This window comes from Streptomyces sp. NPDC101490, assembly GCF_044767145.1.
Lineage (GTDB): Bacteria > Actinomycetota > Actinomycetes > Streptomycetales > Streptomycetaceae > Streptomyces.
Genome location: NZ_JBIWNI010000032.1, coordinates 13908 through 36536, shown reverse-complemented (window position 1 = coordinate 36536; position 22629 = coordinate 13908). Strand labels below are relative to the sequence as shown.

15 protein-coding genes are annotated in these 22629 nt (G+C 74.2%); 8 read left to right on the top strand and 7 right to left on the bottom strand.

From position 1 onward, the window contains the following. The first annotated feature begins 65 nt into the window (after positions 1-65). Positions 66-881 (top strand): hypothetical protein, encoded by an 816-nt coding sequence (locus ACIRQY_RS33190; protein WP_403931901.1) that lies wholly within the window; start codon positions 66-68, stop codon positions 879-881. Between the two features lie 283 nt (positions 882-1164). Here ACIRQY_RS33190 and ACIRQY_RS33185 read toward each other — a convergent pair whose 3' ends face one another. Then, positions 1165-1350: a DUF6104 family protein gene (locus tag ACIRQY_RS33185; RefSeq protein ID WP_403931899.1), complete on the bottom strand. Its 186-nt coding sequence runs from the start codon at positions 1348-1350 to the stop codon at positions 1165-1167. A 94-nt stretch (positions 1351-1444) separates the two neighbouring features. Between ACIRQY_RS33185 and ACIRQY_RS33180 the strand changes: the two genes are divergently transcribed. The 7 genes from ACIRQY_RS33180 to fxsT all read left to right on the top strand — a co-directional run bounded on the left by ACIRQY_RS33180 (position 1445) and on the right by fxsT (position 13662). Further along, on the top strand, positions 1445-2086 hold the full coding sequence (locus ACIRQY_RS33180; RefSeq protein WP_403931896.1) for a CU044_2847 family protein: 642 nt from the start codon (positions 1445-1447) through the stop codon (positions 2084-2086). After that, the gene (locus tag ACIRQY_RS33175) at positions 2083-4128 is read left to right on the top strand and encodes a trypsin-like peptidase domain-containing protein (protein ID WP_351781844.1); all 2046 of its coding nucleotides are present in this window, start codon (positions 2083-2085) and stop codon (positions 4126-4128) included. The genes ACIRQY_RS33180 and ACIRQY_RS33175 overlap by 4 nt, the downstream gene beginning before the upstream one ends. Positions 4129-4249: 121 nt before the next feature. Next, positions 4250-5266 carry a MoxR family ATPase gene (locus tag ACIRQY_RS33170; protein ID WP_351781846.1) on the top strand — a complete coding sequence of 339 codons (1017 nt, stop codon included), beginning with the start codon at positions 4250-4252 and terminating at the stop codon, positions 5264-5266. A gap of 7 nt (positions 5267-5273) precedes the next feature. Continuing rightward, complete coding sequence (locus ACIRQY_RS33165; RefSeq protein WP_403931893.1) at positions 5274-8447, top strand: SAV_2336 N-terminal domain-related protein; 3174 nt, start codon at positions 5274-5276, stop codon at positions 8445-8447. Positions 8448-8561: 114 nt separating this feature from the next. Further along, positions 8562-8759 (top strand): hypothetical protein, encoded by a 198-nt coding sequence (locus tag ACIRQY_RS33160; protein WP_351781850.1) that lies wholly within the window; start codon positions 8562-8564, stop codon positions 8757-8759. A 546-nt stretch (positions 8760-9305) separates the two neighbouring features. Then, on the top strand, positions 9306-10586 hold the full coding sequence (locus tag ACIRQY_RS33155) for an HEXXH motif domain-containing protein (protein ID WP_403931891.1): 1281 nt from the start codon (positions 9306-9308) through the stop codon (positions 10584-10586). A gap of 58 nt (positions 10587-10644) precedes the next feature. Further along, a complete protein-coding gene (gene fxsT / locus ACIRQY_RS33150; protein ID WP_351781853.1) occupies positions 10645-13662 on the top strand; it encodes an FxSxx-COOH system tetratricopeptide repeat protein in 3018 nt (1005 codons plus the stop codon). A gap of 90 nt (positions 13663-13752) precedes the next feature. On the opposite strand, the gene ACIRQY_RS33145 is transcribed toward fxsT, so the two are convergent. The 6 genes from ACIRQY_RS33145 to ACIRQY_RS33120 all read right to left on the bottom strand — a co-directional run bounded on the left by ACIRQY_RS33145 (position 13753) and on the right by ACIRQY_RS33120 (position 22427). Beyond that, a complete protein-coding gene (locus ACIRQY_RS33145; protein ID WP_403931888.1) occupies positions 13753-17550 on the bottom strand; it encodes a multifunctional oxoglutarate decarboxylase/oxoglutarate dehydrogenase thiamine pyrophosphate-binding subunit/dihydrolipoyllysine-residue succinyltransferase subunit in 3798 nt (1265 codons plus the stop codon). Between the two features lie 269 nt (positions 17551-17819). Next, positions 17820-18905 (bottom strand): ATP-binding protein, encoded by a 1086-nt coding sequence (locus tag ACIRQY_RS33140; RefSeq protein WP_351781857.1) that lies wholly within the window; start codon positions 18903-18905, stop codon positions 17820-17822. A 125-nt stretch (positions 18906-19030) separates the two neighbouring features. Continuing rightward, complete coding sequence (locus tag ACIRQY_RS33135) at positions 19031-19768, bottom strand: response regulator transcription factor (RefSeq protein WP_351781859.1); 738 nt, start codon at positions 19766-19768, stop codon at positions 19031-19033. Between the two features lie 60 nt (positions 19769-19828). Beyond that, on the bottom strand, positions 19829-20512 hold the full coding sequence (locus ACIRQY_RS33130; protein ID WP_403931885.1) for a spermidine synthase: 684 nt from the start codon (positions 20510-20512) through the stop codon (positions 19829-19831). 587 nt (positions 20513-21099) lie between these two features. Then, the gene (locus ACIRQY_RS33125) at positions 21100-21630 is read right to left on the bottom strand and encodes a hypothetical protein (protein WP_351781863.1); all 531 of its coding nucleotides are present in this window, start codon (positions 21628-21630) and stop codon (positions 21100-21102) included. A gap of 158 nt (positions 21631-21788) precedes the next feature. Then, positions 21789-22427 carry a GNAT family N-acetyltransferase gene (locus ACIRQY_RS33120; protein WP_351781865.1) on the bottom strand — a complete coding sequence of 213 codons (639 nt, stop codon included), beginning with the start codon at positions 22425-22427 and terminating at the stop codon, positions 21789-21791. Between the last annotated feature and the right edge of the window lie 202 nt (positions 22428-22629).

Sequence of the window (22629 nt, the reverse complement as noted above, 5' to 3'; positions counted from 1 at the left end):
TCTTCCCTGACAGGGTCGGGGGCAATGGCTGCCGTACACGGACAAACTGTCTTAGCGTGGGGTCCATGAACGCGACATCCGGACCGAGCCCCGCCGGGGCGCTGCTGCTCTGCCGTGCCGACCCTCCCGCGGTCCGCCCACCGGCCCAGCTGCTCCGCGAACAGCTTCTCCTCGCCCCCGCGGGCGACGACTGGAGCGTCCTCGTACCGGAGGGCAGGCCCTGGCTCCAGGACGGGGAGTCCGTCGAGCAGGTCGTCACCGGCTGGGCCACCGCCCTCGCCGTCTCCGCCGCCGCCTGGCCGGTGGTCGCGCTCTGGTGGGACCGCGACCGGGCCGGACTCACCCTCGCCGCAGGGTTCCGCCGCACGGTCGGCTACACCTGGCTCGCGGACGGCACGCCCGTCGGCGAGGACGAGGCCATGCACACCTTCGCCGACCGGCTCGCCCTCGACCCCGTCCTGGACGTTCAGGCCCTGGAGCCGCTCACCGGGCCCGACCCGGACGCCGACGCCGCCAGCCGTCTCCTGGGTGTCGTCGCCGTCCTCGGACGCGTCGGACTCGCCCTGCCCACCGGACTCCTCCCCGGCGAGAGCGCCGACCGGCTCCGTTCCGTGGCCCTCGCCCAGGGCGCCGAGCAGCTCGAATGGCCCGGCTGGCGGGACGCCGTGCGCGCGGAACTGGACGCGGTGGAGGAGGGCCCCCTCGGCCCGTATCTGCGCGGCCCCCGGGCCCGTGCGCTGGCCGGGGTCCAACTCGCGGCGGGAGTGCCGCTGCTGTGCTGGGGCGTCGGCCGCCGCAGCGGCGGCTGGACGACGGCCGGGGCGCTGCTCGTGGCACACGGCGCGCTCGGGCTGCTCTACGACCGGCTCCGGGAGAACTGACCGAACGGGCCGGAACCGCGCGCCGGGCAGCGCCACCATGTCCTCGGTACCGCGCCCGCGCGGCCCGCGCGCGGGGGACCCGTACCCGCCGACCTACCGATCCCGGCGAACGAGTCGGTCCCACGCGCGCGGGACCCGCCCCGATGACTCACGCCGTCCGCGCCGCGCCGACGGCGGGAGGCCCCGGAGACGCCGATGGGCGGGGACACGCCCACGCGTACCCCCGCCCAACAGGCCACGCGCGCGCGTGGCACCGCGCCCTCGCCCGCGCGCCCGGCGCTTCCTACTCGTCGTCGTCCTCGTCGTCGTCCAGACGGGCCAGCCAGGTCGCGAGGCGCTCGACCGGCACCTCGAAGTCGGGGTTGAGATCGACGAAGGTCCGCAGCTGCTCGGCGAGCCACTCGAAGGTGACCTCCTCCTCGCCTCGCCGCTTCGCCAGTTCCTCGATGCCACGGTCGGTGAAGTACATGCGATCAGGATAGGCGCACGCCCCTTGTCCCCTGTCGCCTGTCAGTCCCACCGACTAGCCTTCCTCATCATCGTTTCGGGGAGCGGGGGCCGCTGTGACGGACGGAATCGCCAGGGTTCGGCTGGATGACGGCACACCGGTGTGGGCCAGGGTCCGTGACGTGCAGGAACTCGGCCGGGGCGGCGGGTTCCAGGACACCGGTGTCAGGGACCGGGTGGTCTCGATGACCGGCGGGCTCACGGACGTGGTGCGCGGGGTGGTCGGCTCGCTGCGCGCCGGGCTCGAACCCAGGGGCCCGGTGGAGGTCGCCGTCAGCTTCGGGATCGAACTGTCGGCGCAGTCGGGCAAGGTCATCGGGGTCCTCGCCGACGGCTCCGGCACGGCCTCCGTGAACGTCTCCCTGACCTGGACCGAACCGGGCCGCGCCACCGACCTCCCCGCCCAGGACGCCGGAGCCCTTCCCCGAGGTGCCCCGTCCGGCGAAGCCCCCGGAGGCGCGGCACCGGGAGGCGCGGCACCGGGAACCCCGCCCGCCCCCGTACCCCCGACCGCCCCCGTGTCCGTACCCCACGTACCCCCCGCCCCGCACGTCCCGCCCGCGCCGACCGTGCCCCCGACGCCCGCCGCACCCCCCGCCGAAGTGCCGTCGGCCGAAGCGCCGCCCGCGCCCCCGGCCGGTTCCGGCGCCCCGGAAAGAGCCCCCGAAGGAGGGCCGACGGAAGACGGCACCGCATGAGCCCCTTCGACGCTCTCGTGCGCCCCGCTCTCGTACGCATCGCCGCTCCCGGCGGCGGGTATGACCCCGGCGGCGACCGGTACTGGGGCACCGGCTTCTTCATCGCCCCCGGCTGGGTGCTGACCTGCGCCCATGTCGTGGCCGAGGGAGGAAGCGCGGTGTGGAGGAGCGAACCGGCCGTCGGCATCATCTGGGAGGACGGCAAGACCACCCGGGAGACCGTCGGCACCGTCGCGCTCGCACTGCCCCGCCCCGAGCATCCCGACGCCCCGCCGGACCGGTGGCCCTTCCCCGACCTCGCGCTCGTCCGCGTCCCCGGCACGCAGAAGGCCTCGTGCGTACGGCTCAGCGAACGCCCGCCCGCGCTGCCGACCACCGTCGGACTGCACGGCTGGTCCCGCGAGACCGGCGAACTCGGCGTCCGGCACGTCCACGGCACCCTGAACGGCAGCGACGGGAAGGCCCTCCTCACCGACTGGGTCATGCCCGTCGAGGGCTGCTCCGGCGGCCCCGTCCTCGACCACCGGCAGGGCGCCGTCATCGGGCTCAACAAGGGCCGGGGACCCGACGGGGGCGCCGTCGTCCCCGTCACCGCCCTGCGCAGACTGCACGACCTGCCGGGCGGCGAGGCCGTGGGCGAGGCCCTGCGCGCCCACGACCGGCACCACCTCGCCCGCTACCGCTCGCTGGACGACCGGCCCGACTGGACCCGCGCCCAGCGGCTGCTGCCCGCCTCGCAGGGCCTCACCCCCGGACAGCGCACCCATCTCTACGGACACTTCGCCGACCTGCCCGCCCCCACCGCGCCCGGTGAGATCCTCGACCTCGTCGACCAGGTCAAGGCCTGGATCAGGGAGGACGACCTGCCGGACGCCCTGGAGCACGACCCGCGCACCTGGAGCGAGGGCGCCGGACTCCTGCGCGGACTCCGCGCCCCCCGCAGGGACGGCGTCGCCGACCTCGAACCGGACGCGGTGCTCCTGTACGCGGCCCATGTCGTCCGGCACGTCGCCGGCCGGTACGGGCCCCGGGCCGACACCGCCGGACTCACCCGCTGGATCATCGACGAGTCGGGCGACGCGGGCCGGTTCCTGCGCCGCGAGATCGACGGACTCGTCAGCCCCGGCCGCCCCGCCCCCCTGTCCGTACGCGAACCACGCGCGCGTGCCGACGTCCTCCTGGAGATCGACACCCCCCGCTACGACCGCCGCTACCCGTGGCGGGTCAAGCTGCTGCTCGACGGGCAGACCGTCAGCCCCCTCCACGGCGACGACCGGGGCGTCGAGAGGGCCAGGCTCAGGGAGACCCTGCGCGAACCCCTCGCGGACGCCCTGCGGCATGGCGACAGCGGACCCCACCTGGCAGCCGTGGAGGCCGTGCTCCCCCGCGAACTCTTCGACGAACCCCTCGACACCTGGCGTCTCGAACCGCCCCCGGGCCCCGACGACGACTGGACGACGACTCTCGGCCAACGCCGGATCGTCGTCATCCGGGACGCCCGCAGACACGCCAGGGAACCCTCCCCCGAATGGCGCGAGCGCTGGGAGGCCGGGGAGCGCGGCCCGCTGCACGCCGCCCCGCTGCGCGCCGAGGCGCCCGGCGCGGGCCCCGACGCGCACACCCCGCGCGTACGCCGGGAGACCTGGGCGGAGACGTACGACCGGCTCAGGGACGCGGCGGGCGGCACCGTCCCCGTCTACTGCGGCCCGGTCGGCAGCGGCGACGGACTCATGGCGATGAACGCGGCGCTGGCCGCCGGACATCCGCTGGCGCTCTGGCGGACCGGCGCCCACGACCACACCGACTGCGCCGAGTTCCACGAGCGCGCCGACCGGCTGCTCACGGACGCCGCCACCGCCTGGGGCGTGCGCGGCCCGGTCCGCTCCCTGCGCACCCGGGCGACGGACCGGGCCGCCGGACCCGAGGCACGCGCCGCGTACGCCTGGGCGGAGAGCATCGCCGTCCTGCTCGACCCGCCCGACCGGCCCCCGCACGGCGGGCGGCTGGAAGCCCCGCCCCTGCTCGGGGAGGGGGAGCAGTGACGGGTGCGGCCACCGGGACCGGGCGCCCGCGATCCGTCCGGAAGGCCCGTCGGCAGGCGCCGCCTCCGGGCGGTACGTTCGACGGGCCCGGCAACGACACCACAGCCAGGAGGAGTCCCTCGTGAACGATTGGCGGATCTACCGTGGTGCCGGTCTCCCGCACGACGAGATCCAGCGGCTGCCCGCCCCGCCGCCCTGGCGCGACTTCTCGACGGGCGGCGCCGACGACACCCTGGCCGGTGCCGACCGGCGGCTCGGCGTCCGGCGCAGGCTCGTCCAGAACCACCACCCCCGGCCCGCCGAGACCGACGCCGTCAACGCCGCCCTCTACCTGCGCCGCCCCCTGCTCGTCACCGGCAACCCCGGCACCGGCAAGTCCACCCTCGCGCACGCCGTCGCCCACGAACTGCGCCTCGGCCGGGTCCTGCGCTGGCCCATCGTCAGCCGTACGACCCTCCAGGACGGCCTCTACCGGTACGACGCCATCGGCCGCCTCCAGGACGTCCAGCTGGAACGCGCCCAGACGGGGGCGCCCGGAGCCCCGGCGGCCGCCCCCGCGGGCATCGGCTCGTACATCAGACTGGGACCGCTCGGGACCGCGCTGCTCCCCTCCGAGCAGCCCCGGGTGCTGCTCATCGACGAACTCGACAAGAGCGACCTCGACCTGCCGAACGACCTTCTGAACGCCCTGGAGGAGGGCGAGTTCGCCATCCCCGAGCTGGAACGGCTCGCGGACCGCGAACCCGTCGTGGAGGTGCTCAGCGACGACGGCCGCAAGGTCCGCGTCTTCGGCGGCCGGGTCCGCTGCACCACCTTCCCCTTCATCGTCCTCACCTCCAACGGGGAACGGGACTTCCCCGCCGCCCTGCTGCGCCGCTGCATCCGGCTGGAACTCGAACCGCCCGGCGAGGAGCAGGTCGGCGCGATGATCGAGGCGCACCTGGGCGGGGACACCGCCGCCGGAGAGGCGGAACGGGGACTCGTCCAGCGCTTCCTCAACCGGGAACCCGGCGAGGTGATCGCCACCGACCAGCTCCTCAACGCCCTCTACCTGACCCAGCACGCCTCCCGCGCGGAACGGGTCACCAGGGAACGCATCGCCGACATGCTCATGCAGCCACTCGACCAGCCGAGGTGACGGTCGGATGCTCCGGACCCAGCTGGAGGAGCTGACCCGCAGACTGCGGGCCGCCGGCCAGGACCCCACCGCGGAGGACATCGCCGACGCCGTCTGGCTGTCCCGGTGGCTGCCCGGCCCTCCGCCGGAGGAACCCGCGGAACCGGAGGGCCCGGCACCCCCGGCCGCCCGCCAGGACCGGTCCGGGCCGGAGGACACCGAGCGCCCCGACGCCCCGGGGGACCCGGCCCGCCGCGACCGTCCGGGAACCTCGGGCGACACCCCCGGCGACGGCCCGCCGGACGGGCCCACCGGCACCGCGACCGCCACGCCCGCCCCCGGGGACACGCCCGTCCGCGACTCCGTGGGCCTCCACATGGCCACCGGAACAGGGGTCGTCCCCCGGCCCGCCGGAGCATCCGAGCGCGGCGCGACCCTGCCCGTCCGCGCCCCCGGCGCCAACGCCCTCCCCGGACTCCTCGGCCTCCAGAAGGCCCTGCGCCCCCTGCGCGACTACACCCTCGCCCCGCACCGCCCCGGCGAAGGCACCCTCGACGAGGAGGCCACCGCCGAACGCAGCGCCGCCGCGGGCATCCTCACCCCCGTCATGCGCCCCGCCGCGGGCCGCCGCCCCGACATCCAGCTCCTCATGGACACCGGCCCCGCCATGGTCGTCTGGAGCCGGATGGTCGAGGAACTCCGCCAGGCCTGCCAGCAGTCCGGCGCCTTCCGCGACGTCCAGGTCCACCGCCTCCACGACACCGGCGAGGGACCCCCGCTCGTCACCACCACCTCCGGCGCCGACGGCCGCCCCCGGCTGCGCCCCGTCGACCAGCTCCACGACCCCACCGGCCGCCGCCTCACCCTGGTCGTCAGCGACTGCGTCGGACCCCTCTGGCAGAGCGGCGCCGCCCAGCGCTTCCTCCGCCAGTGGCCCCGCCGCTCCCCGCTCGCCCTCGTGCAGCCCCTGCCGCCGAGGCTGTGGCCCCGTACCGCGCTCCCCGCCGAACCCGGCACCTTCCAGCGCTCCGCCGTCCCCGGCGGCCACCCCGCCTTCCGCTCCGACGACGAACCCTGGGGACCGTCCGTCCCCGGCCGCCGGGCCGTCCCCGTGCTCACCCCCACCCCCGAGGCCTTCGCCTCCTGGACCCGCCTGCACACCGGACACGGCGGCGACGCGGTACGCGGCTGGGGCGCCTGGCTCGGACCCGAGCGGACCGCGCCCCGCACCCCCGGAACGCCCCGCGCCCCCCGCGCCGACGACGAACTCCTGCGCGCCTTCCGGGCCGGGGCCTCGCCCGGGGCGCTCCGGCTCGCCGTCCACCTCGCCGCCGCCCCGCTGACCCTGCCCGTCATGCAGCTCGTGCAGCGCGCCATGCTCCCCGACACCGGACCCATGGAACTGGCCGAAGTCCTCCTCAGCGGCCTCCTGCGACGGCTCCCGGGCCCCACCCCGTACCCCTGCTTCAGCTATCCGCCCGGCATCCAGCAGCACCTCCTCGGCTCGCTCGACCCCAGCGCCGCCGCCCTCGTCCTCAAACACTGCTCGGCCTACGTGGAGCGCAACTTCGGCCAGGGCATGAGGAACTTCCCCGCGCTCGCCGCCGCCCGCCTCTCGGGCACGGACACCGCCCCCGGCGACGGCGGGACCGGGCGCGCCGGACTCCCCGAGGAGACCGACGAACCCCTCGGCCCCGAGGGCGCCGAGACCGAACTGTTCGCCCGCATCCCCGCGCGCGTGCTCCGCTTCTACCACCCCGACCTGGTCACCCCCGACCCGCTCACCGAGGCCCGCCGCCTCCTCGCCCAGGGCCGGGGCCAGTCCGACCCCGCCCTGCTCGCCGGGGCCCGCGAGCGCGCCGAGGCGGCCCTCCCCGCCGAACCCGTCGAAGCCCGCATCGTCCTCGCCCGCGCCCTGTACGCCGAGGCGGGCACCGCCGCCGCCCGCCGCACCGGCCGCCGCCCCGAACTCCTCGGCCGGGCCGCCGAGACCCTCGTACGCGCCGGTGAACTCGCCAGGACCGGCGAGGAGGCGTGGGCCGAGGCCCGACTCGAACTCGCCGTCGTCCACCACGCCCTGTGGCGCGACACCCACGACCCCGGCCACCTCGACGCCGCCCTCACCGCCCTCGCCGGAGACGTCGCGCACTGGCCCGGGACCACCCGCCACACCCTCCACCTGCGGCGCGGCCGACTGCTCCTCGCCCGGGGCGACGGAGAGGCCGCCGCCGGGGAACTCGACGCCGCCCTCACCCTCCGCGAGAGCGCCGCCGCCTTCCTCGACCTCGCCGACGCCCTGCACCTCGCCGGGGCCGAGCCCGGGCGCGTCCGTCTCGCGCTCGACCGCGCCGAACCCCTCCTCGGCGACGGCCAGGCCCTGCGGCTGCGCCTCACCACCGCGCGCGCCCGCCTGTACGACACCGAGGGCGACGGGACCGCCGCCGACGAGGCGTACGAGGAGGCCACCCTCCTCGCGCCCGCCGACAGCGCGCAGCGCGGCCCGCTCCTGCTCACCTGGGGCGGCTCGCTGCTGCGGCGGGCGGCGGCCGACACCGGTACGGCCCCCGTCGACCGGGCCGAGGGCGTGCTGCGCGAGGCCCTCACCCGGCTCCCCTCGGGAGCGCCCGAACGGGCCAGGGCACGGACCCTGATCGGCAGCGTCCTCGCCCTCCGCTTCCACCGCGCCGGATTCCTGCCCGACCTCTTCGAGAGCCGCCACCTCCTGGAACAGGCCCTCCGGGGCACCGACGACCCCGGCGAGCGGGCCGAGGTCTGGCTGCAACTGGGCCGGGTACGCCTGGAACTGGCGGAGGTGGCCTGGGACGGTGTGATCGGCGACGCCCTCGCCGCGTACCGCAACGCGGCGGAGGAGTCCCGCGCCGCCCACGGCGACGACCCGGGCACGGTCACCGGCGCCCGCGCCCGGCACGCCCTGGGCGCGACCCTCTGGCTGATGGGCCGCCCCGGCCGGGCCAGGAGGGAACTGCTGACGGCGGCCGAACAGTGGCGGCGGCTCACGGGGCGGCTCGTGGAGGTCGACCGGGCGGACGTGGAACGGACCAGGGCCCTGCTCACGGAGGTGGCGGGCGTCCACGACCGGCCGAACGCCCACCCCGCGGAGGGGGACCGGCGGCGGATCGCGCCGCCCTGGTGGACCTGGAGCGACACCGGCGGACGAGCGTCCGACGGAACGGCTGGATAACGGGGGCGCGAATGAGCGCAGTTGAATCGAATGGGTTTCCGGTCTACCCGCGTCGGGAAGAACCGCTGCGCCGCTACGACCGTGGGGGACAGCGTCGGTGAGGAGGAGCCGGGAGTGTTCGAGCGTACGGAGTGGGCGATCGGTGCCGGCCGCCATGCCGACCGGTCTCCGCATCGGCCCGATCTCGCCGCCGTCGACCTGCGGACCCTGCGGGTCATGGACGACGCCGTCCTCGGCGCGGCGGTCGAGAGAGTACTGCGCAACCCCTCGGATCTGGTCGTCTCCTGGCCGGAGGACGCCCTCACCGACTGACGGCCGGGCGGCCCGGGCCGCCCGGCCGAACCCTGCCCGTCCCCCGACCGACCGGCGGAATCCAGCCGACCGCACCACTCCGGGCCCGCCCCTGGGGCGTGTTTCGAAAGTCCCGCCTGCCTGGCGACGCCTGGCACGCACGCTCGCCGCGTTGTCGGGATCACCCCGATACATCCAGTATCGGGGCGACCCTCCGCCTTGCGATCGCACGCACCAGACGCCGCCAGGCCTGCCCTCCGGGCAGACGGCGCCACTTGTGAAACACGCCCTCGGCCCCCGCCCCGCGCACGGACCCTCCGACGCGGGGCCCACGGCCCCCGCACCCCGCGGCGGACGCGCGCTCTCCTGGCCCCGCCCCGGACGGCCGTACGACCGGCCCCGCCCCGGACCGCTGGGCCCCGGGCCCCGTTCCCGGCCGCCGGAAGGCCGCCCGGAGGCACCCGCGCCCCGCCTCCCGGAGACGGTTCCCGCGCCCCGCCCCGCGCGGACGCTTCCCCGGGTCCGGCCCGCGCGGACGCGTGGTCCGGTCCGGTCCGGGGGCCGGGAGTGATCGCCGCGCCGCCGAGGCCAGCGGCCTTCGCCGCGCTGGCCGCCACCCGGCCCGGCCCGGCGGACACGGCCTTCCTGCGGTCCGGGGTGCACGCCCGCCGGCTGCTGCTGCTCAAGGCCCTGCTCGTGCGGGTGCGGCGGTACCGCGACCGGATCGCCCCCGAGACCCTGCGCGGCTTCGAAGCCGCCTGGAACCTCCTCGAACGGACCGAGCGCGGCGCCCCCGGCGTGGTCCGTGCCGTCCTCGACTACCCGACCACCGGCGCCTGGCTCGCCGCCGCCCTCACCGCCCCTCCCGGTCCCGCCCTCGACCGGCACCTGGCCCATCTCGAACCGCTCGCCGCCACCGCCGCCGTACGCTCCGGACGCCCCCTCGACCTGGTGCTGCGGGCCCCCGAAGGCGTGCTCTGCCTGCCCGGCGCCGGGAGCGTCGTGGTGGCCCCCGGCCCGGTCCGGCTGATCTCCCGCTCCCAGGTCGTACGGGTCCACTCCGCCGCCGCTCCCGGCGCCCCGGCCGCGCTCCTCAGGCCCGCCGGTCCCCGCACCGGCGCCGTGACCGGCAGCGGCCCCGGCTGGCGCGGTCTGCGCGAACTCGCCGGGGGAGCCGCCCGTCTGGAGGACCTCGACCCGTACCGGGTGCCCCCCGGCGGCGTGGGCACCCCGGCCAGGGTCGCCGCCGAACGGCCCGACATCGACCACCCCGCCTGGTCCGCGCACTGGCGCGCCGCCCGGGAGCTGCTGCGGCGGACCGACCCGGCGCGGGCGGCGGAGATCGGCCGGACGGTCGGCGCGCTCGTACCGCTGCTCCCGCACGGGCCCCGGGCCGTCGGCGCCACCCTGAGCGTCGCCCCCGGGGCCGTTCTCATGACCCCGTCCGCCGGTGCCTTCGACATGGCGGAGACCCTGGTGCACGAGCTGCACCACGGCAAGCTGTCCACCCTCCACGAACTGGTCCCGCTCTACCGGTCCGGCGGCACCGCCGTGCTCTACCGGGTCGGCTGGCGCGCCGACGAGCGCCCGGTCGCCGGGGTCTTCCAGGGGACCTACGCCCATCTGGCACTGGCCGATCTGTGGCGCAGGGCCCGGGACGCCCCCCGCGTGCCGGGGGCCTGGAGCACCCGGGCCGCGCAGCAGTTCGACCATGTCCACGATCAGGTGGGCGAAGCACTGGCGATGCTGCTTGAATCCGATGAACTGACCAACGAGGGCCGGGAGTTCGCCCGACACATGCGGCAGCTCCATGCGAGCCTCGGCACAAGTCCCGGGGCCCGTGGGTAACACTGTGCCCACGGCACATGACACTGCGTTGCGCGCGAGCGGGACGGGAGACGGACAGATGGCGGAACAGCGGCCGGGCGGGGGCCCCGAGGGCCACGGAGGCAGGAACATCTTCGAACACGTCCTGGTGGTCTTCCCCGGATACCACCGGCCCTGGGCGGCCTGGATCAACCAGCGTCTTGACACACACGGCGTACGCGCCACCCTCCAGCGCTGGGACCCGCCCCGCGAGGTCCCCCTGGAGGACTCGCTCGGCGACCTGCTGCTCGCCCGCGGCCAGGTCCTCCTCGTCCTCAACGACTGGTTCTTCGAGCTCGGGCCCCGGCCCGCGGGGGAGTGGAACGACGTCCTGCGCGGCTTCGTCGCCGCCCACGCCGACCGCTTCGCCGCCGTCAACCTCACCAACCGCCCGCTCCTCCCGGCCACCGCCGTCCTCGAACCGGTCAGCCTCTGGGGCGTCGGCGAGGAGGAGGCCGAAGCACGCCTCCTCGGCAGGCTTGGCATCGAACCCCGCAGGGGAGGCCGCCGCATCCCACCCGGCGCCCTCGTCCGCTACCCCGACACCCCGCCCGAGATCTGGGGCGAGGTCCCCCGCCGCAACCCCCGCTTCACCGGCCGCGACGACCTCCTCACCGACCTCCAGGAACGGCTCATGGACGCCGAGCGCGGCAACGCCGCGTGCACCCTCCTCGGCATGTCCGGCATCGGCAAGACCCAGATCGCCGCCGAGTACGCCCACCGCTTCGGCCCCGACTACGACGCCGTCTGGTGGGTCAGCTCCGACGACCGCAACGTCCAGCGCGACCGTCTCGGCGAACTCGCCGTGGAACTCCACCTCCCCGTCGGCAACGAACCTGGCGAACGCATCCGCGCCGTCCGCGAGGCCCTGCGCCGCGGCGACCCGCACGGACGCTGGCTCGTCGTCTTCGACGGCTGGGACGACACCGACGGCATCGACGTCATGCTCCCGCAGGGCCCCGGCCACGTCCTCATCACCTCCCGCAACCGGGGCTGGCGCGAGCACACCGACGTCCTGGAGATCCCCAGCTTCGACCGCGCCGAGTCCACCGGCTATCTGATGCGCCGCGCCCCGCAGCTCGACGCCGCCGAGGCCGACGAGGTCGCCGCCGAATTCGGAGACGTACCCCTGCCGCTCGTCCAGGCCGCCGCCTGGCTCGGCGAGTCCGGCATGGACGCGCCCGAGTACCTGCGCATGGTCCGCGAGGGACGCCTCTCCACCGTCGACGACCCCATGACGGGCGACGGCATGCCCAGTGCCTCCCTCACCTCCTGGTCGATACTGATCAACCGGCTCCGCCGCGCCCAGCCCCAGGCCATCGACATCCTCAGCCTGTGCGCCAGCTTCGCCCCCGGCCGCATCCCCCTCGGCATCGTCCGCGCCTATCCGCAGGCCCAACTGCCCGAGGACCTGCGGTGGATGGCCACCGACCTGCCCGCCTGGACCCGGGCCCTCGACACCCTCGTCAACTACTCGGTGCTCACCCGCGAGACCCGCGGCCCCATGACCACCGACGAGATCGGCCCGCACCAGGAGTCGATCCACATGCACCGGCTGGTGCACGACATCGTCGCCCGGCTCACCGACGGGGAGCACCGCGACGCCCACCGCAGGGCCGTCCGTGCCCTCCTCGCCGAGGCCGACCCCGGCAACCCCACCGACAGCAGGCAGTGGCCCCGCTACTCCGAACTCCTCCCGCACCTGGAACCCTCCGGAGCGCTCCGCTCCACCGACCCGCGCATCCAGGTCGCCGTCCTCAACTGCCTGCGCTTCTGCGACCGCAGCGGCGAGTACAAGGCGGGCATCCGGCTCGCGGGCCGCATCCGCGACGAGTGGACGGCCTTCATGGAACCGCTCGCCCCGCACATGCAGGAACTCGCCACCCTCGAAGGCGACATCCTCCGCCGCTACGGGCGTTTCCGCGAGGCGTACGACCTCGACGTCGCCCAGCGCGACCGGCTGGCCGCCGCCGGGACCACCGACCGGCTCGGCGAACTGCAGACCAAGGTCTCCCTCGCGCGTGACCTGCGCTTCCTCGGCCAGTACAAGGAGTCGGAGAAGCTCCAGCGGGAGAGCCTGGCCGAGGCCCGGAGCCTCCTCGGCGAGACCCAGTTCCTCACCCTCGTCGCCCGCCACAACCTCGGCGTGGTCCTGCGGATGCTCGGCCGCTACCAGGAGGCGTACGAACAGGACGCCGACACCCTCGCCCGCTGCGAGAGCGTCCTGCGTCCGCACCACGCCTCGACGCTCAACTCCAACAACGCCGTCGCCCAGGACCTGCGGCTGCTCGGCCGCTACCGGGAGGCCCTCGGCCGCCAGGAGGCCAACGTCCGGCTGCACGTCAAGATCCTCGGACCGCAGCACCTCCACACCCTGTACGCGCGCAGCCAACTGGCCCTCTGCCGCCGCAGGGAGGGCGGCCAGCAGGGCATCGGCGCCATGATGGCCGGGGTCCTGGAACACCTGGAGCAGGCGTACGGCCGCGACCACTACGTGACGCTCTCCGCCGTCACCAACTACGCCAACTTCCTGCGCGAGCACGGCGACCTCGACCTCGCCCGGGAACTCATCACCGAGGCGGAGGCCGGCTACCGGGCCCTCCTCGGGCCCGCCCACCCCGTCTCCACCGGCGTCCTCGCCAACACCGCCCTGGTCATGCAGGCGTCGGGCGACCGCGCCTCGGCCCTGACGATGCTGGAGTCCGCGCTGGCCGGACTCACCGTCACGCTCGGCCCCGACCACCCCTGGGTGCTCGGCTGCGCCCTCAACGCCACCGCGGCCCGCAACTTCAACGGCAGGGTCGTCGAGGCCGCCGAACTCAGCCGGGACACCCTGCGCAGGGCCCGGCACTCCCTCGGCGGTGAGCACCCCCTGACGCTCTCCTGCCAGATCGCGCTCGCCACCGACCTGCGGGGGCTGCGCGAGACCGACGAGGCCGGGAAACTGGAGGAGGACGCCCTGCTCTCCCTCACCAGGACCCTCGGCGCCCAGCACCCGCACACCCTGTCCGCCCGCCAGCGCAACCGCCCCTACTGGGACTTCGAGGCCAACCTCTGAGCCCGTCGGGAGAACGCCGGAGGCCCGGCACCCCTCGGGGTACCGGGCCTCTTGCCGTTCCCGTACACGGACGCGTACGGGAACGGCCGGTCAGGCGTCGAAGACCTCGCCGACCAGCTGGGCCTGCTCCGCCTGGTGGCGCTTGGCCGAGCCGACCGCCGGGGAGGAGGAGTGCGGACGCGAGATCCGGCGCAGGCGCTCGCCCGCCGGGATGTCCGCGCCGACCGCCAGGTCGAGGTGGTCGATCAGGTTGAGCGCGATGAACGGCCAGGCACCCTGGTTCGCCGGCTCCTCCTGGGCCCAGATGTACTTCGCCGCGTTCGGGTACTTGGCGATCTCGGCCTGGAGCTCGGCACCCGGCAGTGGGTACAGGCGCTCCAGCCGGATGATCGCGGTCTCCTTGTCGCCGCGCTTCTGGCGCTCGGCCTCCAGGTCGTAGTAGACCTTGCCGGCGCAGAAGACGACCTTGCGGACGTCGGCCGGGTCGACCGTGCTGTCACCGATCACCGGGCGGAAGCCGCCGGTGGTGAACTCCTCCACCTTGGACGCCGCCGCCTTCAGACGCAGCATCGACTTCGGGGTGAAGACGATGAGCGGCTTGTGGTGCGGATTGTGGACCTGCCAGCGCAGCAGGTGGAAGTAGTTCGACGGCAGCGTCGGCATGGCGACCGTCATGTTGTCCTGGGCGCACATCTGGAGGAAGCGCTCCGGGCGCGCGGACGAGTGGTCCGGGCCCTGGCCCTCGTAGCCGTGCGGCAGGAGCAGCGTGACGCCGGAGGTCTGGCCCCACTTCTGCTCGGCCGAGGAGATGAACTCGTCGACGACGGTCTGCGCGCCGTTGACGAAGTCACCGAACTGGGCCTCCCAGACGACCAGGGAGTCCGGACGGGCCAGCGAGTAGCCGTACTCGAAGCCCATCGCCGCGTACTCGCTGAGCAGCGAGTCGTAGACGTTGTAGTGGGCCTGGTCCTCGGCCAGGTAGAGCAGCGGGGTGAAGTCCTCGCCGGTCTCCTGGTCCACCAGGACCGCGTGGCGCTGGCCGAAGGTGCCGCGGCGGGTGTCCTGGCCGGAGAGCCGGACCGGGGTGCCCTCCATCAGCAGGGAGCCGATGGCGAGGGTCTCGCCGAAGCCCCAGTCGATGGTGCCGTCGTCGATGGAGGCGGTGCGGCGCTGCATCTGCGGGAGCAGACGCGGGTGGACCGTGATCCGCTCCGGGATGTTGACCTGCGACTCGGCGATCCGCTTCACGACCTCCTGGGAGACCGCGGTGGTCACGGCGACCGGGAACTCGGCGCGCGCGTCCGGGACGTGCGCCGGGGACGGGGCGGCGGTGGCCTCGCGGACCTCCGCGAACACCTTCTCCAGCTGGCCCTGGAAGTCCTGGAGCGACTGCTCCGCCTCTTCCAGGGTGATGTCGCCGCGACCGATGAGCGACTCGGTGTACAGCTTGCGCACCGAACGCTTCTTGTCGATCAGGTTGTACATCTGCGGGTTGGTGAACGAGGGGTTGTCGCCCTCGTTGTGACCGCGGCGGCGGTAGCAGATGAGGTCGATCACGACGTCCTTGTTGAACGTCTGGCGGAACTCGAAGGCGAGCCGCGCGACGCGGACCACGGCCTCCGGGTCGTCACCGTTCACATGGAAGATCGGCGCCTCGATCATGCGGGCCACGTCGGTCGCGTACATCGAGGAACGCGAGGACTCCGGGGCGGCGGTGAAGCCGACCTGGTTGTTGATGACGATGTGGACCGTGCCGCCGGTGCGGTAGCCCCGCAGCTGCGACATGTTCAGCGTCTCGGCGACGACGCCCTGGCCCGCGAAGGCCGCGTCGCCGTGGAGGGCGACGGGCAGGACGGTGAAGTCCGTGCCGCCCTTGTTGATGACGTCCTGCTTGGCGCGGACGATGCCTTCCAGGACCGGGTCGACCGCCTCCAGGTGCGAGGGGTTCGCGGCGAGGGAGACCTTGATCTGCTCGCCGTCGAGGCCGGTGAAGGTGCCCTCGGCGCCCAGGTGGTACTTGACGTCGCCGGAGCCGTGCATCGACTTCGGGTCGAGGTTGCCCTCGAACTCGCGGAAGATCTGCGCGTACGACTTGCCGACGATGTTCGCCAGGACGTTCAGCCGGCCGCGGTGGGCCATGCCGATGACGACCTCGTCGAGGCGCGACTCGGCGGCCGAGTCGATGACCGCGTCGAGCAGCGGGATGACGGACTCGCCGCCCTCCAGGGAGAAGCGCTTCTGGCCGACGTACTTGGTCTGCAGGAAGGTCTCGAAGGCCTCCGCCGCGTTCAGCCTGCGCAGGATGCGCAGCTGCTCCTCGCGCTCCACGCGGGAGTGCGGGCGCTCGACGCGGTCCTGGATCCACTTGCGCTGCTTCGGGTCCTGGATGTGCATGAACTCGACGCCGGTGGTGCGGCAGTACGAGTCGCGGAGCACGCCGAGGATCTCGCGGAGCTTCATCATCGACTTGCCGGCGAAGCCGCCGACCGCGAACTCGCGCTCCAGGTCCCACAGGGTGAGGCCGTGCTCGGTGATGTCCAGGTCGGGGTGCTTGCGCTGCTTGTACTCCAGCGGGTCGGTGTCGGCCATGACGTGGCCGCGGACCCGGTAGGAGTGGATCAGCTCGAAGACCCGCGCGGCCTTGGTGACGTCGTCGTCGTGCGAGGCGTCGATGTCCTTGAGCCAGCGGACCGGCTCGTAGGGGATGCGCAGGGCCTTGAAGATCTCGTCGTAGAAGCCCTCCTCGCCGAGGAGGAGGTTCGCGACGACGCGCAGGAACTCGCCGGAGGCGGCGCCCTGGATCACGCGGTGGTCGTACGTCGAGGTCAGGGTCATGACCTTGGCGATGCCCAGCTTGTTCAGGGTGTCCTGGGAGGTGCCCTGGAACTCGGCCGGGTAGTCCATCGAGCCGACGCCCATGATGACCGACTGTCCGGGCATCAGACGCGGCACGGAGTGGACGGTGCCGAGGCCGCCGGGGTTGGTCAGGGAGACCGTGACGCCGGTGAAGTCGTCCATCGTCAGCTTGCCCACGCGGGCCCGCTTCACGATGTCCTCGTACGCCTGCCAGAACTCGAAGAAGTTGAGCGTCTCGGCCTTCTTGATGCCCGCGACGACGAGCTGGCGGTCGCCGTTGGGCTTCACCAGGTCGATCGCGAGACCGAAGTTCACGTGCTCCGGCTTGACCAGGGTCGGCTTGCCGTCCTTCTCCGCGAAGGAGTGGTTCATCGTCGGCATGGCCTTGATCGCCTGCACCATCGCGTAGCCGATCAGGTGCGTGAAGGAGATCTTCCCGCCCCGGGCGCGCTTCAGGTGGTTGTTGATCACGATCCGGTTGTCGAAGAGCAGCTTCACCGGGACGGCGCGGACGGACGTGGCCGTCGGCACCTCCAGGGAGGCGTTCATGTTCTTCGCGACCGCGGCGGCGGGGCCACGCAGCGTGATCAGCTCGGGCCCCGCGTGAGCCTGGGCGGCCGGCTGCGCGGGGGCGGCCTTGACGGCGGCCGGAGCGGCGGCGGGCTGCACGGCGGCCGGCGCGGGAGCCGGAGCGGGCTTCACGGGAGCCGGGGCGGGGGCCGCGACCGGGGCGGGCGCGGGAGCCGGTACGGCCGCCGGAGCGGCAGGCGCGGCCTGTGCGGGGCCCGTCTGCGGCGCGGCGGGGGCGCTCGGCGTGGTGGCGGCCGGGGCGGTCGGGGTCTCCGACGTGCCCGGCTTGTAGTCGGCGAAGAAGTCCCACCAGGCACGATCGACCGAATTCGGGTCCTGGAGGTACTGCTGGTAGATCTCGTCGACGAGCCACTCATTGGCGCCGAAGGCGGTCGCAGGGTTCTGGCCCTGCCCGTCTTGGGCGGTCGGGGAGCTCGGGGTACTGGGGGACTGAGACGACACGGCGGCAACCGCCCTCTTCCGCTTCACAAGGTGATGGACAGCGGAAATAAAGGCTACGCCTGTCCGGCCTGGAGGTGCAGGCCGGGCGCTCCAACGTCGCGCAAGTCACACTTGACGCGGTGTTTCGGAGCCGGGATTGGCGGGAAACAAACGTGGTTCCGCTGCGTCAGGGTACGGAAAAGCCCGGGCGCGACCCCGTTTCGGCCGCTCCCGAGCACACCTCCTGCTCATGTACACGCAGAACGTGCTGCTCCAGTTCGAACCCTACGTCAATCCCGTGGTGGAAGGCTTCCCGGAAGGGTGACTCTGATCCGGCACCCGCGTGACGATTCGGCCACGCCGATCCCACCGCCGTGCAGATCCACCGCCCAGCGGGCGATCGCCAGGCCGAGCCCCGTGCCGCCGTCGCTCCCCGGACCCCGGCGGCGCGGCACCGCACCCCGGTTGAACCGCTCGAAGACCGTGTGCCGCTCCGACTCCGGGATGCCGGGCCCCTCGTCCTCGACCTCCAGCTCCAGCGAGTCGGGAAACGGACCGCGCCGGGCCCGGACCGTGACCCGGCCGTGCGGCGGCGAGTGCTTCACCGCGTTGTCGATCAGGTTCGCCATCACCTGGTGCAGCCGCTCCGCGTCCGCGTGCGCGACCAGCTCGGGCGGCGACACGTCCAGGTGCAGATGCACGTCCGTCCGCCGGTGCAGGCCCGAGGTGGACGACAGACCCCGCTGCGACGCGGCCAGGTTCGCCTCCCGCAGCACGCCCGACAGATACGGCCAGACCTCGAAGCGGCGCACCTTCAGCGTGACGACACCGTTGTCGAGCCGGGACAGGTCGAGCAGCGTCTCCACGAGCCGTCCCAGCCGCTCGGTCTGCCGCAGCGCCGACCGCATCGTCTCCGGGTCCGCCTCCGACACCCCGTCCACGACGTTCTCCAGGACCGCCCGCAACGCGGCGATCGGGGTCCGCAGCTCGTGCGACACATTGGCGACCAGCTCCTTGCGGTTCCGGTCCACCGCCTCCAGGTCGTCCGCCATGCGGTTGATCGTCGAGGCCAGGTCGCCCAGCTCGTCCCGCCGGTCCGCGCCCCGCACCCGCCGGGAGAAGTCCCCGCGCGAGATCGTCCCGGCCACCGTGGTCATCTCGTCCAGCGGAGCCGTCAGCGACTGCGCCACGAACTGGGTGATCAGCAGGGTCGCGATCATCGCGAAGATCGTGATGTACCGGAACTCGGTGGACGTACGGATCGCCACCAGGGCCAGACCGGAGGTCAGCAGCACCGCCCCGACGACCAGCGCGCCCAGCTTCGTCTTGATCGAGATCACGATCCGCCGCGGCCTTCGGACCCCCGCGCCGGGCACGTGCCGGGGCGCTCCGGGACCCGGGCCCCGCGCCGCCCGCCGCGCGCCCGCGCCGCACTCCCGCACCGGCCGGCGCGGCCCGTCGGCGTCCCGTGCCTCCCGCGGCCCCTCGGACCCGCGCCGGTTCACGGCGCCGGGGTCTCCAGCGCGTATCCGACACCGTGGACGGTACGGATCCGCTCGGCCCCGATCTTCCGGCGCAGCGCCTTGATGTGGCTGTCCACGGTCCGGGTGCCCGAGGCGTCCGCCCAGTCCCACACCTCCGCGAGCAGCTGCTCGCGGGAGAGGACCGCGCGCGGGGTGCCCGCCAGACAGACCAGCAGGTCGAACTCGGTGGGGGTCAGGTGCACGTCCTCGGCCCGCACCCGCACCCGGCGCTGCGCGTGGTCGATCTCCAGTTCGCCCAGGCGCAGGGTGCCGCTGCGCGGGGCGGTCGCGGCGAGCGTCGCCCGCTCCACCCGGCGCAGCAGGACGTGCACCCGGGCGGCCAGCTCGCGCATCGAGAACGGCTTGGTCATGTAGTCGTCCGCGCCCACGCCGAGACCGACCAGCATGTCGGTCTCGTCGTCACGGGCGGTCACCATGAGGACCGGGACGGGCCGCTGGGCCTGGACCCGGCGGCACACCTCCAGACCGTCGAAACCGGGCAGCATGACGTCGAGGACCATCAGGTCCGGCTGCCACGCCTCGGCGGCCTCCACGGCGGCGGGTCCGTCGGTCGCGGTCTGCACGAGGAAGCCCTCCGCGCGCAGCCGGGCGGAGATCGCCTCCACGATCGTGGCGTCGTCCTCGACCACCAGGACGCGCCGCTGGGCCCCGGGAGTGGCCGCCGCACCGTGGTGAGTGGTGTGTGTCTGGTCCATTGCCCCGCCTCGCGTCGCCGATGTCGGTGCAGCAGCCTAGAGGTACCGGCGGTGTCCCGGCTATCCGGCGAGTCTCCCGGGACGGACCGCGAGATGGACCGCGTCGGGGACGCCTCGGGCAACGGGCACCTCTTCCGTCCGTACCCCGTTGAATCCGGCATTCCGCAAGGACTCTTCGAAATCGGCGGAGGGCCGGGCCGACCACACGGCGAGCACACCGCCTGGTTTCAGCCGTGCCGCGCAGGCCGCCAACCCGTCCGCCGCGTACAGGGATTCGTTGTCCTCGGTGACGGTCCAGCCGGGCCCGTTGTCGATGTCGAGGCACAGGACGTCGTAGGTGTCGGGGGAGGTGCGGAGGTACTCCACCAGGTCCGTGTGCAGGATCACGGTCCGGGGATCGGCCAGCGCGGCCCCGGAGATCGAGGCGAGCGGGCCCTGCCGGTGCCAGTCGATGATCGCCTCCTCCCGCTCGACCACCGCGATCCGCCCCCAGTGGGGGTCGGCGGCGGCGTGCGCGAGCGAGAAGCCGACCCCGAGCCCGCCGACGAGGACCGAGGCCCCGGGCCTGGCCCGCTCCGGCAGCGCGTCCCGCGCCGCGTCGATCAGGAGCCGCTCGGAACGCCCGTCGGAGGTGTCCATGAGGAAGGTCCCGTTGGCGATGATCTCGAAGTGCTCGTCGCGGCGGCGCAGCACGACCTCTCCGTACGGTCCTTCACGGCGGTCGAGGGTCTGGGGTGGGGGCACGGGCGTTCTCTCCGCTTCTCGGCTCGGGGACCGCTCGCGCCCATCCTTCGCGGGCGCGGGCGACGGGACAAACGTTTTACGGGGACGTGGGCGGGTTCCGGCCGTTCGCGTGGTGCGTCCCCCGCCCGCACGGAGGGACCGGTTCCGGCCATGAGCACCCCGGCCGTCGCCGCGCCGGGGTCCTTCCGGCGGGTGCGGCGGCCGGATGCCCGGTCCACCGCGCGCGTACCCGGTCCGGCGGTTCACGAACCTGGGAAGAGTCATGGGTACGGGCCTCCCCGACCGCGCGTACCCCGGTCCCGCGCCGGGTGAACCCGGGGAGGGTGGCGAGCTCTCGCCGTCTCGTCGGGGCCGGGGCCGTGTCCGGGCCCGGGTCCGGAGCGGCGCGCGGGCGGGTCGGGCGGGAGGAGGGAGAGGGGAAGGAGGACTCGGGAAAGGAAAGGGGGAGGACGGGTTGGGTGGGCCGGGCGGGGACCCTCGGACGGATCGATCCGTCGACGGATCCGGTGGGGCCGATCCCGTGGGGCCGACCCGGTGGGGCCGACCCGGTGGGGCGGACCGGTCACGGACCCTTTCGGGCCGACCGGTCACGGGCTGGTCGGCGGGCCGCCCTCCGGGAGCGCGGCGAAGACCCGCTGGAGCGCAGGCGGGCGTTCCCCGTCGGCCGCGACGACCAGACGGCCGCGGTGGGTCAGCTCGTACCGGAACCCGTCGGCGATCGGCCGGCCGGTCGGCCGGTCCGGGACCTGTGCGTACGCCGGGTCCTCCAACGCGGCCCGGAGGGCCCCCGCCTCGGCTGCGGTCTGGCGGCCGGTACGGGCGGGACCGCCGCCGGAAGCGCTGGTCCAGGCCCCGTCGTACCGCACCACGAGCCGGTTGTGGATGCCCGCGAAGCCGCCGCTGACGACCACTTCGACGAGGACCTCGTCCGGCCGGGGCTCGGTCGCCGGGGTGCCGGGGCCGGTCGCCGTGTCCGGCAGGGCGGGGCCGCCGCTGGTCACCGAGGGCGGACCGCCGGGTGCGGGTACGTCCCCGGGCCCGCAGCCGCTCGCTCCGAAGGCCAGGACTCCGGCCAGCAGCAGGGTCCCGCGTCGTCTTCCCCGTACGCCTCGCACCATGGTCCGAGGATGCCCGCCCCGGGTGCCGGGCGCAGCCGTACCGGAGGGTTGCCACCCGTACGGGCACCCGACGACCGGTCCGGAGCCGGTCCGGAGCCGGTTTCGAAACCCGTTCGAGGCTGCTCCGGAGCCGGTCCGGTGGGGCGGGGGGTGGGGTCTCAGTCGGCGTCGCGCACGATCCCGGTCAGGGGTGCTCGGTGGCGCCAGCCGAGGGAGTCGTAGAGGGCGAGGCCGTCGACCGTCGCGGCGAGGACCCCCGTACCGGCGCCCGCCTGGGCGGCCGCCGCCTCCAGGGTGAGCATGACGTTGGAGCCGAGGCCCCGTCGCCGGTGCGCCGGATCGGTCTCGATCTGGTCGGCGACGGCGGTCGGCCCGGTCGGCGCGATCCGGCCCTGCGCGGCGAGGGTGCCGTCGGGCGCGAGGACACGGACCCTGATGACGCCGTCCCGGACCTCGGTGGTCCTGGCGTACCCCTCGGGAGGTGCGGGCCGGGCGCCGGGGTCGAGGGGCTTGACCATCATGAAACCGGGGTCGTCCGGGACGGTCCACCCCTCACCGATCCACCCGGCCGCCTCCTCCGGCTCCGCCATGATCTTGAGCCAGCTGTACGGGGTGGTCAGCCGGGCGCAGAGCGAGCCGACGACGGCCGCGTCGGGGGCGGGCAGCACATGCCGTACGACGTGCCGGGGCAGGCCCACGTCGATCCGGTGGCCCCAGGGCTCGGCGACGGCGGCGGGGGTGCCCCGGGAGACGGTCCAGCCCGCGACCCAGGCAGATGTAATGGCTGCGATATCCATGGAGGGATTACAGCCGCAGGTGGCGCCCGCTGTCGGCGTCCGGTGGAATTCTTGGTCGCATCGTGACCATGGGCGGCGCCGGGGATGCGGGGACCGGACGGCGGTGTGGTGACGTCAGGGGAGAGCCGGACCGCCGTCTCCGCGCCTCCGGAAGCGGTGCGCCGGGCGGCGGGCGCAACCGGAAGCGGCGTCCCGACCGCCC